The organism is Kribbella sp. CWNU-51 (genome assembly GCF_054073265.1).
Genome location: NZ_JBSXMZ010000013.1, coordinates 164,728 through 178,590 on the forward strand (window position 1 = coordinate 164,728; position 13,863 = coordinate 178,590).

Annotated in this window: 12 protein-coding genes; 8 read left to right on the forward strand and 4 right to left on the reverse strand. The window is 68.8% G+C overall.

Annotation, left to right across the window (positions count from 1 at the left end):
• The first annotated feature begins 6 nt into the window (after window positions 1–6).
• Both ACXC9Q_RS17865 and ACXC9Q_RS17870 read left to right on the forward strand, forming a co-directional pair.
• Window positions 7–369: a VOC family protein gene (locus ACXC9Q_RS17865; protein ID WP_457057687.1), complete on the forward strand. Its 363-nt coding sequence runs from the start codon at window positions 7–9 to the stop codon at window positions 367–369.
• Window positions 370–411: 42 nt separating this feature from the next.
• Window positions 412–804: a VOC family protein gene (locus ACXC9Q_RS17870; protein ID WP_457057689.1), complete on the forward strand. Its 393-nt coding sequence runs from the start codon at window positions 412–414 to the stop codon at window positions 802–804.
• A gap of 60 nt (window positions 805–864) precedes the next feature.
• On the opposite strand, the gene ACXC9Q_RS17875 is transcribed toward ACXC9Q_RS17870, so the two are convergent.
• Window positions 865–1,338, reverse strand: a complete 474-nt coding sequence (locus ACXC9Q_RS17875) for a hypothetical protein (protein WP_457057690.1) — start codon at window positions 1,336–1,338, stop codon at window positions 865–867.
• 219 nt (window positions 1,339–1,557) lie between these two features.
• On the opposite strand from ACXC9Q_RS17875, the gene ACXC9Q_RS17880 reads away from it, so the two are divergent.
• Together ACXC9Q_RS17880 and ACXC9Q_RS17885 are read left to right on the forward strand one after the other, a co-directional pair.
• Window positions 1,558–2,187: a VOC family protein gene (locus ACXC9Q_RS17880; protein ID WP_457057691.1), complete on the forward strand. Its 630-nt coding sequence runs from the start codon at window positions 1,558–1,560 to the stop codon at window positions 2,185–2,187.
• Window positions 2,184–3,512, forward strand: coding sequence for a dihydrolipoyl dehydrogenase family protein (locus ACXC9Q_RS17885; protein ID WP_457057692.1), 1,329 nt, complete (start codon window positions 2,184–2,186; stop codon window positions 3,510–3,512). The genes ACXC9Q_RS17880 and ACXC9Q_RS17885 overlap by 4 nt, the downstream gene beginning before the upstream one ends.
• Window position 3,513: 1 nt before the next feature.
• Here ACXC9Q_RS17885 and ACXC9Q_RS17890 read toward each other — a convergent pair whose 3' ends face one another.
• Window positions 3,514–4,599 (reverse strand): hypothetical protein, encoded by a 1,086-nt coding sequence (locus ACXC9Q_RS17890; protein WP_457057693.1) that lies wholly within the window; start codon window positions 4,597–4,599, stop codon window positions 3,514–3,516.
• Window positions 4,600–4,690: 91 nt separating this feature from the next.
• Here ACXC9Q_RS17890 and ACXC9Q_RS17895 point away from each other — a divergent pair, with 91 nt between their 5' ends.
• Together ACXC9Q_RS17895 and glgX are read left to right on the forward strand one after the other, a co-directional pair.
• Window positions 4,691–7,348 carry an MGH1-like glycoside hydrolase domain-containing protein gene (locus tag ACXC9Q_RS17895; RefSeq protein ID WP_457057694.1) on the forward strand — a complete coding sequence of 886 codons (2,658 nt, stop codon included), beginning with the start codon at window positions 4,691–4,693 and terminating at the stop codon, window positions 7,346–7,348.
• On the forward strand, window positions 7,345–9,453 hold the full coding sequence (gene glgX, locus ACXC9Q_RS17900; protein ID WP_457057695.1) for a glycogen debranching protein GlgX: 2,109 nt from the start codon (window positions 7,345–7,347) through the stop codon (window positions 9,451–9,453). Before ACXC9Q_RS17895 ends, glgX begins: the two co-directional genes overlap by 4 nt.
• Here glgX and ACXC9Q_RS17905 read toward each other — a convergent pair.
• Together ACXC9Q_RS17905 and ACXC9Q_RS17910 are read right to left on the reverse strand one after the other, a co-directional pair.
• The gene (locus tag ACXC9Q_RS17905; protein WP_457057696.1) at window positions 9,450–10,073 is read right to left on the reverse strand and encodes a hypothetical protein; all 624 of its coding nucleotides are present in this window, start codon (window positions 10,071–10,073) and stop codon (window positions 9,450–9,452) included. The two genes, glgX and ACXC9Q_RS17905, sit on opposite strands and share 4 nt — an antisense overlap.
• A gap of 3 nt (window positions 10,074–10,076) precedes the next feature.
• Window positions 10,077–11,255 (reverse strand): PASTA domain-containing protein, encoded by a 1,179-nt coding sequence (locus ACXC9Q_RS17910; RefSeq protein WP_457057697.1) that lies wholly within the window; start codon window positions 11,253–11,255, stop codon window positions 10,077–10,079.
• A 130-nt stretch (window positions 11,256–11,385) separates the two neighbouring features.
• Here ACXC9Q_RS17910 and ACXC9Q_RS17915 point away from each other — a divergent pair, with 130 nt between their 5' ends.
• Window positions 11,386–11,781, forward strand: coding sequence for a hypothetical protein (locus ACXC9Q_RS17915; protein WP_457057698.1), 396 nt, complete (start codon window positions 11,386–11,388; stop codon window positions 11,779–11,781).
• Between the two features lie 8 nt (window positions 11,782–11,789).
• On the forward strand, window positions 11,790–13,754 hold the full coding sequence (locus tag ACXC9Q_RS17920) for a LamG-like jellyroll fold domain-containing protein (RefSeq protein WP_457057699.1): 1,965 nt from the start codon (window positions 11,790–11,792) through the stop codon (window positions 13,752–13,754).
• Window positions 13,755–13,863: the final 109 nt, after the last annotated feature.

A 13,863-nucleotide genomic window follows, 5' to 3' on the forward strand; every position in this document is an offset into this window, starting at 1 on the left:
CAGACCATGGGCCTCGTGGACAGCAAACTCGAGGCAATCGTCGTTCCGGTATCCGATGTGGACCGGAGTCGGCATTTCTACCGTGCCCTGGGGTTCCGGCTGGATCGCGACGATGCAGCCGGGGCTGTGCGGGTCGTCGCACTGACTCCGCCGGGCTCATTGTGCTCGATTCTCATCGGCACGGGCATCAGCACGGCCAGCCCGGGTTCGTCCTGCGGCCTGTTGCGGGTGGACGATCTCGAGGCGGCCTGTGCCGAGCTCCAGGCTCGTGGCGCGACTCTGCGGCCCGCCTCCCGGTGGCCGACCGGCGTCCCTTACGTGGAGTTCGACGATCCCGACGGCAACCGGTGGCTGCTGGTGGGGAGTTGAGTTCTGCGGGCTCGTGCCTCTTACTGTGGCCAGGAGGTGGCGATGCCCGCACTCGATGCTGTTTCCCACGTTTCGCTGACCGTGACCGACCCGGGGCGAAGTGCCGACTTCTACAACCGGGTGCTCGGCACCGAGACCTTGTTCTCGTCCAGCGGCGGTGCCTTCAGCCTGGTGGTCGTCGCCCGCCGGGGGATGATGATCGCGCTGCGCGACCATCCCGGCATGGCGGATCAGCGCTTCGACCCGAGCCGGATCGGGCTGGACCACGTCGCGTTCCAGGTCCCGTCCCGCGCCGACCTGGAAGCCTGGCAGGCCGACCTCGCGGCGGCGGGTGTCGTCTGCTCGGACATCGAGGTCAGTCCGTTCGGGCTGCACCTCAACCTGAAGGATCCCGACGACATCGCCATCGAGCTCTTCGTGTCCGAGCCCTCCTGACCACGAAAGCCGGCCGGAGCACGAGGCTCCGGCCGGCTTTCAAAGAGGACCAGGTGGTCGTCACACCTGCGCCCGGCTCGCCGGGGCGGCCGGGACGTTGCGGGCCTCGATGGCCCGGACCGTCTCGTCGAAGGCCTTGGCCAGCACGCGCTTGCCGCCGAAGGCGAACACGAACGCGAGCAGGTGGCCCTTGAGGTTCTTGCCTTCGCGCACGATCACGACATCGATCTCGGTCGCGCCGTCCGCGCGCTGCTTGAACGTGTAGGTGTGACCGGAGGCGCCACCCCAGAGGTTGGAGTCGACGGTCGTCAGGACGACGTGGTTCGGGTCGGACCAGTTGTAGTGCAGGCGTTCCCAGACGCCGCCCGAGCCCTCGGTGACATCGGCGTACCCAGGTCCCTGGTCGTGCACCTTCAGGTAGTCGTCGTGGCTGTTGGGGAAGATCTTCGAGCGGCCGGGCCCGAAGTCGGTGAGCCCGGCGATGAACTGCTCGGGCGTCGCGGTGGTGGTTTCGGTGAAGTGAATAGTGGTCATCGGTCTTTCCGTTTCTCGAAGGGGGGTACCGCTAGGACCACTCTGCGGCGACCGGTCCCCCATCACGCCAGTGGAAACCACGGGTCCACCCCCCAGCCAAGCCTGTCCAGCACGTGACGACCTTCGGCCAGGCCCGGGACCAGTGAGGATCACTGGCGCGAAGCCGCCGGCGCAGCGGCATAGTCGCCAGGGAAAGACCACACACACCAGGAGGACATAGTGAGCACCGATCTCAAGCTCGAGGCCGTCGTCATCCCCGTCACCGACGTCGACAAGGCGAAGGCGTTCTACGAGCAGCTCGAGTGGCGGCTCGACGCCGACTTCGCGTTCGACAACGGCTTCCGGGTCGTCCAGTTCACGCCGCCGGGCTCGCCGGCGTCGGTCCAGTTCGGCTCGAACATCACCTCGGCCGCGCCGGGCTCGGCCCGGGGCCTGTACCTGGTCGTCTCCGACATCGAGGCCGCACGGAACGAACTCGCCGCTCACGGCATCGAGGTCAGCGCGGCGTTCCACCCCAAGACGCCAGGGGCCCAGTTCCAGCCCGACACCAGCGACCGGATCGCCGGGCCGGCCGACGAACGCGCCAGCTACAGCTCGTTCGCCACGTTCAGCGACCCGGACGGCAACACCTGGCTCCTGCAGGAAATCACGACGCGACTCCCCGGCCGCATCGACTCGGGTGAGACGTCGTACTCCTCGGTCAGCGACCTGCAGCAGGCCCTGCAGCGGGCGGCGGCAGCCCACGGCGAGCACGAGAAGCGCAACGGTGGCCAGTTCGACGAGCAGTGGCCCGAGTGGTACGCCACCTACATGGTCGCCGAGCAGTCCGGCCAGGAACTTCCGCAATGAGCGACTACGACGTCATCGTCATCGGCGGCGGCTCCCCCGGCGAACACACCGCCGGAGCCCTCGCCGGGGGCGGCCTGCGGGTGGCAATCGTCGAGCGTGAACTCGTCGGCGGTGAGTGCTCGTACTGGGCGTGCATCCCGTCCAAGACCCTGCTGCGACCGGGCGAGGCCGCGCACGCCGCGAACGACGCGGCCGCACCGGCGACTGTCGACGTCGAGGCGGCGCTCGCCTACCGCGACTTCATGGTTTCGGACTACTCCGATGCCGGCCAGGAGAAGTGGCTCGCGGACAACGGCATCGACCTGATCCGCGGCCGCGGTCGCCTGGCCGGCACGGGTGTCGTCGATGTCGACGGCCGCCGCTACACCGCGGATCACATCGTCCTCGCGAACGGCGCCGAACCCATCGTGCCGCCCGTCCCGGGCCTGCGTGAGCTCGACGGCCTCTGGACGAACCGCGAAGTGACGGGCATGAAGGCGGTCCCGCGCCGGCTGCTGGTCCTCGGCGGCGGTCCGGTCGGTGTGGAGATGGCTCAGGCGGTCCGCCGGCTCGGCGGTGAGGTCGTGGTCGTCGAGGCCGCGGAGCATCTGCTGCCGCGCGAAGCCGCACCGCTCGGTGAGGCGCTCGTCGAGGTCCTGCGCGGCGACGGGATCGAGCTCGTCCTGGGGGTCAAGGCGAGCGCGGCACGGCGCGATGGCGATGACTACGTGCTGGTCCTGGACGACGGACGCGAACTCCGGGGCGACCGGCTGCTGGTCGCCACCGGCCGCCGACCGCGAGTCGACGGGATCGGGCTGGAGACGATCGACGTCAAGGCCGGCGCCCACGGCGTACCGGTCGACGCACGACTCCAGGTCGTCCCAGGCGTCTGGGCCGTCGGCGACGTGACAGGACTCTGGCAGTTCACCCACGTCGGCAAATACCAGGGCCGTGTCGTGGCGGCCAACATCCTCGGCGAACCCAGGTCGGCCAACTACGACGCCGTACCGCGTGTCGTCTTCACCGACCCACAGGCCGCCGCCGTCGGGACCACGGACAGCCGCCACAGCGCGACCGTCGCCCTGCGCGATGTCGCGAAGACCGCGACGTACACCCACAAGTACGCCGAGAGCAACGGATTCCTGACCCTCCTGAGCGACGGCGAACGGCTCACCGGCGCCTACGCGCTCGGCCCCGAGGCCGGCGAATGGCTGCAGCAAGCGACCCTCGCCATCCGGGCGCGCATCCCACTCGACGTCCTGCTCGACACCATCCAGCCGTTCCCGACCTTCTCCGAGATCTACCTCGAGGCACTCAAGGCCCTACGTGCAGGCATCACGGCGTAAGTCAGGTGGTGGTTTCGCTCTTCGCCATCTCGACGCGGTAGTCGTGGATCGGGCGGTAGCGGTCGTAGAGGGTCGTCAGGATGCTGAACAGGAAGACGAAGAACAGCGTGTCCGTCAACTGCAGGCGGCCGTCACCTCGCGTCAGCAGCAGGTCGGCGACCGCGACCAGGACGACGTTCGTCGCGAAGACGACCGCGAACGACACCCCGGCCGACTCCCAGGAGTGGCCGCGCTTCGCCGCCCACAGTCCGAGCCCGGCGTTGACGATCGCGTAGAAGGCGACCGCGAGGAAGATCTGCAGGCTGGACGCCTCGACCCCGGGCAGGACCCGCCCGTAGATCACGCTGATGAGTCCGATCAGGAAGATCTTCTCCAGTGCCGCCTCGTCGAACACCTTCCGGTGTTTGGCCTGGAACGCAGCCCGCTCGCGCGCCTCGTCGATCCCGGCCGGCAACGGGTCGGCCGCGAGCCGCAGGGACCAGTCGGTCTGCGGCAGCCGCGGGCGTACGACGAACCACAAGACCGCGATCAGCAAGAGGATGCCGGCCAGGAGCGCCGGACCGAACCAGGGCACGTCTCTGATCGTGTCGGTGACGTCGAGCTGCGCGATATGGATCCAGTACTCCTGCGGCAACTTGATGAAGATCCAGATCGCGCCGGCGACGATCACCCAGAACTTGAATCCCCACCGCAACGGGTTCCACCGGGTACGCACCGTCTCGTAGGCGATGAAGAAGTACTCGAACGTGTTCGGGAACACCAGCAGCAGCCAGCGCAGGCCGGTCAGCTCGAACGCCACCACACCGATCTGGCGGTAGAAGAACAGGAACCGGTTGATCCGGAACGCGGGGTGACTCGTCCAGTTCCGCAGGCTCGCCGTGTACGCCACGGACAGATAGAACACGTCCATCGCCTTGTCGTAGCTCTGGTAGAACGGCGGATTGAACCCGAACGCTTGAAAGATGGTCTGGTCGGCCGCGTCCAGCACGAGGCAGCCGATGATCGCGGGCAGCGGATACTTCGGTATGAACAGAGGCAGCACGAAGCGTGCCGTCACCACGCTCCAGAAAACGACGTCGACGCCCATCGACCCATCCCTCTGGACAGCCACTCGTGCAACGATCGTAGGCGCGATGCGCGCAAGGTCCCAGACCGCGTGAAGTCGAGGGGGAAGAATCATGCCCGAGCTGTCTGACGAGTGGTACCTGTGGGGTCCGTACCTGAGCGAGCGCCAGTGGGGCACCGTCCGCGAGGACTACAGCGCCGACGGCGAGGCCTGGAGCTACCTTCCGCACGACCAGGCCCGCTCGCGGGCGTACCGCTGGGGCGAGGAGGGACTGGCCGGGTTCAGCGACCGCGAGCAGCGCCTGTGTCTCGGCCTCGCGCTGTGGAACGGGCGCGACCGCATGCTCAAGGAGCGGCCGTTCGGCCTGACCGGCGCGGAGGCCAATCACGGAGAGGACGTCAAGGACTACTGGTGGTATCTCGACGCCACCCCGAACCACGCGTGGAACCGCTGGCGCTACCACTATCCACAGGCCACCTTCCCGTACGACGACCTGCGTGCGGAGAACGGCAGACGCGGCAAACACGACCCCGAGTACGAACTCCTGGACACCGGCGTGTTCGACGACGACCGGTACTGGATCGTCGAGGTCCATTACGCGAAGGCGACTCCGACGGACCTCCTGATGTCCGTGCAGGTCACCAACGCCGGACCCGACCCGGCCACGATCCACGTCCTGCCGACGGCATGGTTCCGCGACACCTGGTCCTGGGACCCGGGCACTCCGCGACCCGAGCTCGCCGCGACCGGTGACGCGTCGGTGCGGGTCTCTCATCCGTCCCTCGGAGAACTCGAGCTGCTGGCCGGCTCAGGTCCGGCCGGCGACCCGCCGAGTCTCCTGTTCTGCGAGAACGAGACCAACACCCAACTCCTGTACGACGTCGCCCCGACGACGCCGTACCCGAAGGACGGGATCAACGACCACGTCCTGACCGGCGCCGCGACCGTCAACCCCGATCGCCAGGGGACGAAGGCCGCAGCCTGGTACCGAATCGACGTCGCACCGAAGGCCACAGTCGAGCTGCGATTGCGGCTGCGGCCGGCCGGCAACGGCCCGGATCCGGCGGCCGCACTGGGTCAGGATTTCGACGCCGTCGTCGCCACGCGCCGGACCGAAGCCGACGAGTTCTACGCCGGCCTCACTCCCCCGGCCGCCTCACCGGACGAGGCGATGGTGATGCGGCAGGCCTTCGCCGGGATGCTGTGGAGCAAGCAGCTCTACTACTACGACGTGGCGCGCTGGCTCGACGGCGATCCCGGCGAGCCGACACCACCGGCGTCACGGAAGACCGGCCGCAACTCCCGCTGGCGGACGTTCAACTCCTTCGACATCATGTCCATGCCGGACAAGTGGGAGTACCCGTGGTTCGCCTCCTGGGATCTCGCCTTCCACTGCATCGCGCTGGCGCACGTGGACCCGGCCTTTGCGAAGGACCAGCTGCTGCTGATCTGCCGCGAGTGGTTCCAGCACCCGAACGGCGCGCTCCCGGCGTACGAGTGGGACTTCGGCGATGTGAACCCGCCGGTCCAGGCCTTCGCGGCGCTCCAGGTCTTCGCGATCGACGGCGGGCGTGACCTCGACTTCCTCAGCCGCGTGTTCGACAAGCTGCTGGTGAACTTCACCTGGTGGGTCAATCGGGAGGACGCCGACGGGTCGAACCTGTTCGAGGGCGGCTTCCTCGGCCTCGACAACATCGGGCCGCTCGACCGCTCGCATCTGCCCGTCGGTGGGGTGCTGGAGCAGTCCGACGCCACCGGGTGGATGGCAGGGTACGCGCTGGCGATGACCACGATCGCGGCGGTCCTCGACCGGACCGGGTACCGGCCGGCCCGCGATCTGGTGCACAAGTTCCTCGAGCACTTCGCCGAGATCCGCACCGCCATGATCGCGCAGGGGATGTGGGACGAGTCCGACGGCCTGTTCTACGACCGGATCTCCGTGCCGGGCGGCGGTGTGGTGCCGGTTCGGGTGCACTCCATGGTCGGCATCATCCCCCTGCTCGCGGTCGGGGTGATCGACGAGCAACAACTCGAGCGCTCCGTTGCCCCGGGCAAACAATTCGCCCGTTTCCTGCACCGCGAGGGGGTGCACGACGCCGAGGACCTGGTGAAGACGGGCGCCCTGCGCGGCGACCCCGGACAGCGGCGCCTGCTGCTCGGCGCCGTCGGTGTCGACCAGTTGCTGCGGTTGTTCGACCGGCTGTTCGACCCCGGCGAGTTCCTGTCGCCGTACGGCCTGCGTTCGCTGTCCGCGTTCCACCGCGACCATCCGTACACGATCGAGATCGAGGGAGTCACCGCCGGCGTGGACTACGAACCGGCCGAGTCGACCACGGCCATGTTCGGCGGGAACTCGAACTGGCGTGGCCCGATCTGGTTCCCGCTGAACTACCTCGCGGCCGAGGCGCTGGACCGCTACCACCGCTTCTTCGGTGACGACCTGCGGATCGAGTACCCCACCGGATCCGGTGTCCACCAGACCCTCGACACCGTCGCCGACGACCTGCGGGCGCGGCTGGTGTCGATCTTCCTCACCGGTCTCGACGGCCGGCGACCGTGTTTCGGCGGAGTCGAAACCCTGCAGCGGGATCCGAACTGGAACAGCAACCTGATGTTCAACGAATATTTCCACGGCGATAACGCCGCCGGTCTGGGCGCGGCGCACCAGACCGGCTGGACTGGGATCGTGGCAGACATCATCAGGCGCCGGCACGGCATGGTTCCGCCGCTCGGCGAGGTGCTCCGATCGGTGATCGAGCGGAAGCCATGAGTACGGCGCTGCCCGGCAGTCCCTTTCCGCTCGGCGCGACGCCCGGACCCGACGGCACGAACTTCGCGGTGGCCTCCGCGGCCGACGGCGTGCTGCTGTGCCTGTTCGATGCCGAAGGCAACGAGACCCGGATCCCGCTGCCGGAGCGCGACGGTGAGGTGTGGCACGGGTTCGTTCCCGACGTCGGGCCCGGCCAGGCGTACGGCTACCGGGCCACCGGGCCGTACGATCCGCGCCGGGGGCTGCGCTGCAATCCGGCGAAGCTGCTGCTCGACCCCTATGCCAGGGCCATCCACGGCGAGGTGCGGCCCGGACCGGAGGTGCTCGGCTACGCCGCCGACGATCCCGAGGTCCCCAGTGAGCTCGACTCGGCCGGACAGGTGCCGCGCAGCCTGGTGACCGACACCGCTTTCAGCTGGACCGATCGGCCCAGGCCGAGCCACTCCGTTGCCGACACGATCGTGTACGAGGTCCACGTGAAGGGCTTTACCGCGGCGCACCCCGGCGTCCCCCCGGAGCTCCGCGGCACGTACGCCGGTCTGGCCCATGAAGCGGCGGTCGGCCATCTCGTCGACCTCGGCGTGACGACGGTCGAACTACTCCCGGTCCATCACTCCGTGCCCGAGGCGGCCCTGGTCGGTCGCGGGCTGACGAACTACTGGGGCTACAACACGATCGGATTCTTCGCGCCACACGCCGCCTACTCCGCCGCGGTCCGCGCCGGGCGGCCGGGTGGGCAGGTCGCGGAGTTCCAGGCCATGGTCGACACGCTGCACCGCGCCGGTCTCGAGGTCATCCTGGACGTGGTGTTCAACCACACCGCCGAAGGCAACCAGCTCGGACCGACACTGTGTCATCGCGGGCTGCACAACCCGGCGTACTACCGGCTCGAGCCCGGCGACCAGCGCTACTACGTGGACACGACCGGCACCGGCAACTCGCTGAACGCCGACAACCCGTTCAGCCTCCGCCTCATCATGGACTCGCTGCGGTACTGGCTGACCGAGATGCGGGTCGACGGGTTCCGCTTCGACCTGGCGCCGACCCTGGCCCGCGAGGACGGCGGCTTCGACCGGATGGCAGCGTTCTTCGACCTCGTCGCGCAGGATCCGGTCGTCTCCACGGCCAAGCTGATCGCCGAGCCGTGGGACGTCGGGCAGGGCGACAGCTACGACCTCGGGCAGTTCCCGGCGCTGTGGAACGAGTGGAACGGACGGTACCGCGACGTGATGCGGGACTTCTGGCGCGGCACGGACGGACTGATCGGCGAGTTCGCGAGCCGGCTGTGCGGATCGCCGGACCTGTACCGCTGGGGCGGGCGGCGTCCGACCGCGTCGATCAACCTGATCACGGTCCACGACGGCTTCACCCTCGCCGACCTCGTCTCGTACGACGACAAGCACAACGAAGCCAATGGCGAGGACAACCGGGACGGCAGCGACGACAACCGGTCCTGGAACTGTGGCGTGGAAGGGCCGACGACCGACCCGGACATCGTGTCCCTTCGCGCTCGCCAGAGCCGGGCCATGCTCACCACTTTGCTGCTGTCCTTCGGCGTACCGATGCTCCTCGGCGGCGATGAGCTCGGCCGCACGCAGCGCGGGAACAACAACGCGTACTGCCAGGACAACGAGATCAGCTGGTTCGACTGGTCCGCGACCGACGCGGAGCTGACGGCGTTCACGAAGAAGCTGATCGCGTTGCGACGTGCGCATCCGGTCTTCCGCCGCCGGCGCTACCTGACGGGTATCGAGGCCGCCGAGCTCCGCTGGTTCACCCCCGGCGGAGCCGAGATGACCGCGGCGGACTGGAACTTCGCCGGTGCCCGCAGCCTCGCGCTCTACCTGGACGGCGCCGACGACCCGGACCGAGCCGCGGACGGTACGCCGCTACTCGACGACGACTTCCTCCTCCTGGTCAACGGCTGGTGGGAACCGCTGGACTTCGTCATCCCGTCCACCGAGCCCGGTGAGACCTGGGACCTGGAGGTCGACACCTACGCCCCCGACGGCGACCCCGCCGCGGACCTTGCCGCAGGCAAGCGCGTCACCGTCCGCCCACGCTCGATCACCCTCCTCCACGGCCACCGCGTCACAACCCACTAGGCAGCAGCCACGGAGCTGGTGATCAGTGGGCGTGGTGGGTCCAGGCGGACGACGAGTTCCAGGTCGGCGGTCCGGCGGGCGTCGGCCAGGCGTACGCCGTCGAGGGTCAGACTTGCCGTCATCACGCAGTCGCCACTGCGCAGGATCGCCAACGTGCCGGCCCGGACGACGGCGTCCAGCGCGGCCACCTCGACGACGATCTCGAGCACGAACTTGAAGCAGTGGATCAGCACGCCGTTCACCACCAGGTCGACGTGCGGCGCATACTTCGACTGGATGCTGTGCGACGCCAGGCTGACGATCTCCTCGCTGCCGCTGATGGCGAGCGTACGGCGGGCGGCCTCGGTCAGCTTCGCGTGCCGCTGCCAGGCGGCGATCAGGACATCGCCGAGATCCATGTCCAGCAGACCGTCCGTCACGGTGGCGACCTCGCGGTCGACCAGGCCGGCCGCCGGACTCGACAACCGGCGGACCCTCCGCAGGGCGGTGCGGGTGGCGTGGCGCTCACTGATCGCCTGTCCCAGCGCCTCGGCCGGCTGCGAGCCGGCTCCGAACAGGAGCTCGCCGGCCGTCAGCGGCGTGTCCACAGGTCGATCGGCGGCAAGCGTCGTACTGGTCATCTGTCAGTCCCCCTTGAGAATGTGGACGCCCGCGTCAGCGTGCGGTTCCAGCCGCACGACCGGCATCGGCGGCTCCGAGTCGGACTCCGTGAGCCGTGGAACGACCGCGGGAGCCGCCGGCACGACAACCCGGAGTTTGTTGCGAACCCAGCGCCGATCCAGCCACCGCCGCCCAACGCCGTACGTGACAGCGCCGAACGCCAGGACGACGAGCCCCAGGAGAGCTGCCTTCGACCACGGGAACGGATCGGCGAACGTCACGGTGATCGTGGTCCCGGCGGCGACGAGCGTCCCGGGTGCCGGTTGCTGGCCGGCGATGTCGCGGTCGGCTTCCGCCGTACCGCCGAGGCGCAGGCCGGCGGCCGACAGGGCCGAGCGCGCCGTGGCTGTCTGCTCGCCGATCACGTTGGGAACCGGGACCAGCTGAGGAGCCACGACGGCGGGCTTGATGGTGACTCGTACGGCGTGGCCGACGCCGACCATCGATCCGACCGTCGGGGACTGACTGGCGACGACGTCTCCCTCACCGGACGTCACCCGCAGCACCAACCCGAGGGCGGACAGCCTGGCCTTGGCGTCGGCCGTCTTCATTCCGACCACCCTGGGAACGCGGACCGTCTGCGGCGTCACCGTCGCCGACGGGACAGGCGTCGACGGGACAGCCGTCGGCGGGCTGACTGACGGCGGCGGGACTGACGGCGGTGGGACTGTCTTCGGCGGTACGACGACCGCGGCCTCCGAGCGTGTCACCACGAACAAATCGTCGTCCGTCAGCTTCGAATCGGTCATACACCGTGCCACGATCGAGTACCGCTGCGCCGTCGCCTCCGCGGGAACGGAGAACGGCACCTCGACCACCCCACTGGTGGGAACCACGGCCGATCCGACTGCCTCGTCGAAGCCTTCCCAGAAGATCTTGACCACTCCGCCCCCGGCTGCTGTGCCTTCGGCAGTGGTCAAGGAGCTGGTTGCGGCCGGCGCATGGCATCCGGCGTACCCCCAGGCAGTGGCGATCACCTTGGTGCCCGGCGGCCCGTCGGACCGATCGAGCCAGAGCGTCACCGTCGCGTCACTCGCCGCGCGGGCAGGCGCGGCCGCGGTCGATGCGAAGACAAGCACGAGAGCCCCCGCCAGACCCCCGACGAACCAGCGGGCCCCCGAGGCCACGCGCGTACCGTCCATCCCCCATACCTTCTTCGCCCGCAACCGTCGGGCGGAACGGTTCCACCCAAGCTGCGGGCTCACAGGTACGGAGTCACACCCCACCCCCTTTGATACGCTCGACCGCTATCCGGGTGGGGGGGAACTACCGATGCAGATTCAGGGCAGTCTGACGATCGACGGCGTCTTGGTCGTGCCGGTCGAGGCGTACACGTTCGCGGTGACCGGGACGATCGCGGTCGCGACCGGGAAGTCGCGGATCTACCTGGAACACGACTACGTCGTCGAGACGGTGCGAGCCGCGGTCCACACCGCTCCGGCCGGGGCCGCGCTCGTCGTGGACGTGAACAAGAACGGCGCCACCATCTACACCGACCAGGCGAACCGGCCGAGTATCGCGGCAGGCACGAACAGTGCCACCGGCAACAATCCGGCCGTGACCGCACTGGCGACCGGTGACTACCTCACCGTCGACGTCGACCAGGTCGGATCGGCAACCGCGGGCGCTGATCTGACGGTGACGGTCCGGGTCCGCCGGGCCAATTAGGGGCGGCTGTGGCGCAATCGGCGGGCTACACGTTCAATGCGAACACAGTCAGCGGTACGACGGTTCGGGACGTCGCGGGCTACTTCCTGCACGGCTCCATCGTCGGATCGGCGACCCTGGTCCCAGGCCGGTACGGCGACGGCCTCAACTGCACAGGTGGCGCATTGCACGTCGTCGTACGACCGCCGAAGGCAGGTGACTCCTTCTACCCACTCAATGTCGACGGCGGCCTGTCGATCGCCGCGTGGGTCGAGCTCGGCGACAACACCGCGGCGGCTCGATGCATCGCGTCCGCGAGCAGCGGCGGCGTCCTGAACTGGGCCGTCTACGCCTCGAACGCGAGCGGCACCGTGGAGGCGAAGATCGCCGGGACGACGTACAGCACGACCACGAGCATCCGCGACGGGGAGCAGCACCACGTCCTCGTCGTGTACGACGCCACCCCGGCGACCGACACCGTGAAGATCGCCGTCGACGGTGTCGAGGTGTTGTCGGTCAACGCCGGCGCCGCACTCGCCTACTCCGGCACCGAGGTCACCGTCGAAGCCGGGCGGAACACCCTCACCGGCTCCGAGGCGCTCAACGGGATCGTCGACGACCTGCGCTGGTGGAACGACCCGGTCGAGGCGGCGTACTGGCCGGACCTGATCGCCGCCGAGCAGATCGACCACCAGCTGGCCATCTACCCCTTCGACCACGACACCGCCGAAGACTTCGGCAGCTACGGGCATGCCCTCACGGTCGCTCCGTCAGCGAGCTTCACCGCCGGCTTGTACGGGCGTGCCCTGGTTTCCGGTACGGCGGCAGCCGGCGCGAGCGGTGTGGTCGGCTTCCCGGACTGCGACCGGCTCGCCATCTGCGGCTGGCTCCGGCTCGACAGCGCGCCCGTCGGTTCGGCCGCCCCGATCCTCGCGATCGACGACAGCTCGAACAACGCGCGGGTCCGCGTGGTGGTGAATACCGACCGGACTGTCACCACGACCTGGACCACCATCGACGACGGAACGGTCTCGGTGACCAGCACGGCGGCACTCACGGTCGGTCAGTGGACGCGATTCCAGTTCGCGATCAACCCGACGTACGTGCAGGTCCGGCTGGAGAGCGATCAAGCGACCCAGAGCATCGGGGACGGTGTGCCGCACGTGACGCCGGCCATCGACGGTCTGCACCGGCTGCACATCGGCGGTGACGCGAGTGGCGGCGGCCAGATCTCGTACGACTACCTGACCTTCACGAAGAACTTCCTCGCCGAGGTGACCTCGGGCTACTGGAGCGGCGCGCCGGTCGTCACGCCGTACCGGCCGGTCAACGTGGCGCGCGGCGTGTACCACTTCAACGAAGGCAGCGGGACAGTCGGCGACGACAAGTCGCCGTCAGCGAACGACCTCACGTTGACAGCGGCCGGTTCGTGGGTGTCCGGCATCGAGGGGTCGGCGCTCGGCGCCAACGGGACCGGCCCCGGGGCGTCGAGGACCTCCCTGGCCTGGCCGGCAGCGCCGTTGGGCTGGGCGTTCTCGGCCTGGGTCAAGTGCCGCTCCAGCAGCAGTGGCGCCCGGTTCCTGGTCCTGCGGAACGGCCAGGTCGAGGTTGCGCACGCGGGCCGGCTGGACGAGTTGTTCTGGATCCGGCTGTTCGGCACCGGCGGCACGACCGGCATCGTCAGCTCGTCGCGTGCGTCGATCCCGGCCGAGACCTGGACGCACGTGGCAGCGTCCTGCGATCAGCGGGCGATCCAGCTCTTCCTCAACGGGGCCGTGTTCACGGTCGAGCCGTACGGCGTGGGGGCCCTGCTGCAGCCGGGCGAGTTGCATGTGGGCGGCGACACCCCGGATTCGTCGGTCGCGGACGTCGACGACCTGTGCCTGTTCGACACTCCGATCAGCGCGGCCAACGTCCGCTGGCTCTACCAGAACGCCGGCCACTTCGACGAGCCCGCACCCGCGACCTTCGCCGCCTGGGGGATCTCGCTCTAGCCGGGCGGCCGGATGCGGCGTACGTCGGCGGCGTGATGGATGCTTGAATGCTTGAGGACTTGTTAGGTAAGGCTCGCCTGCTCTACAGTCGGCCTCGCCGGTTCAGTGG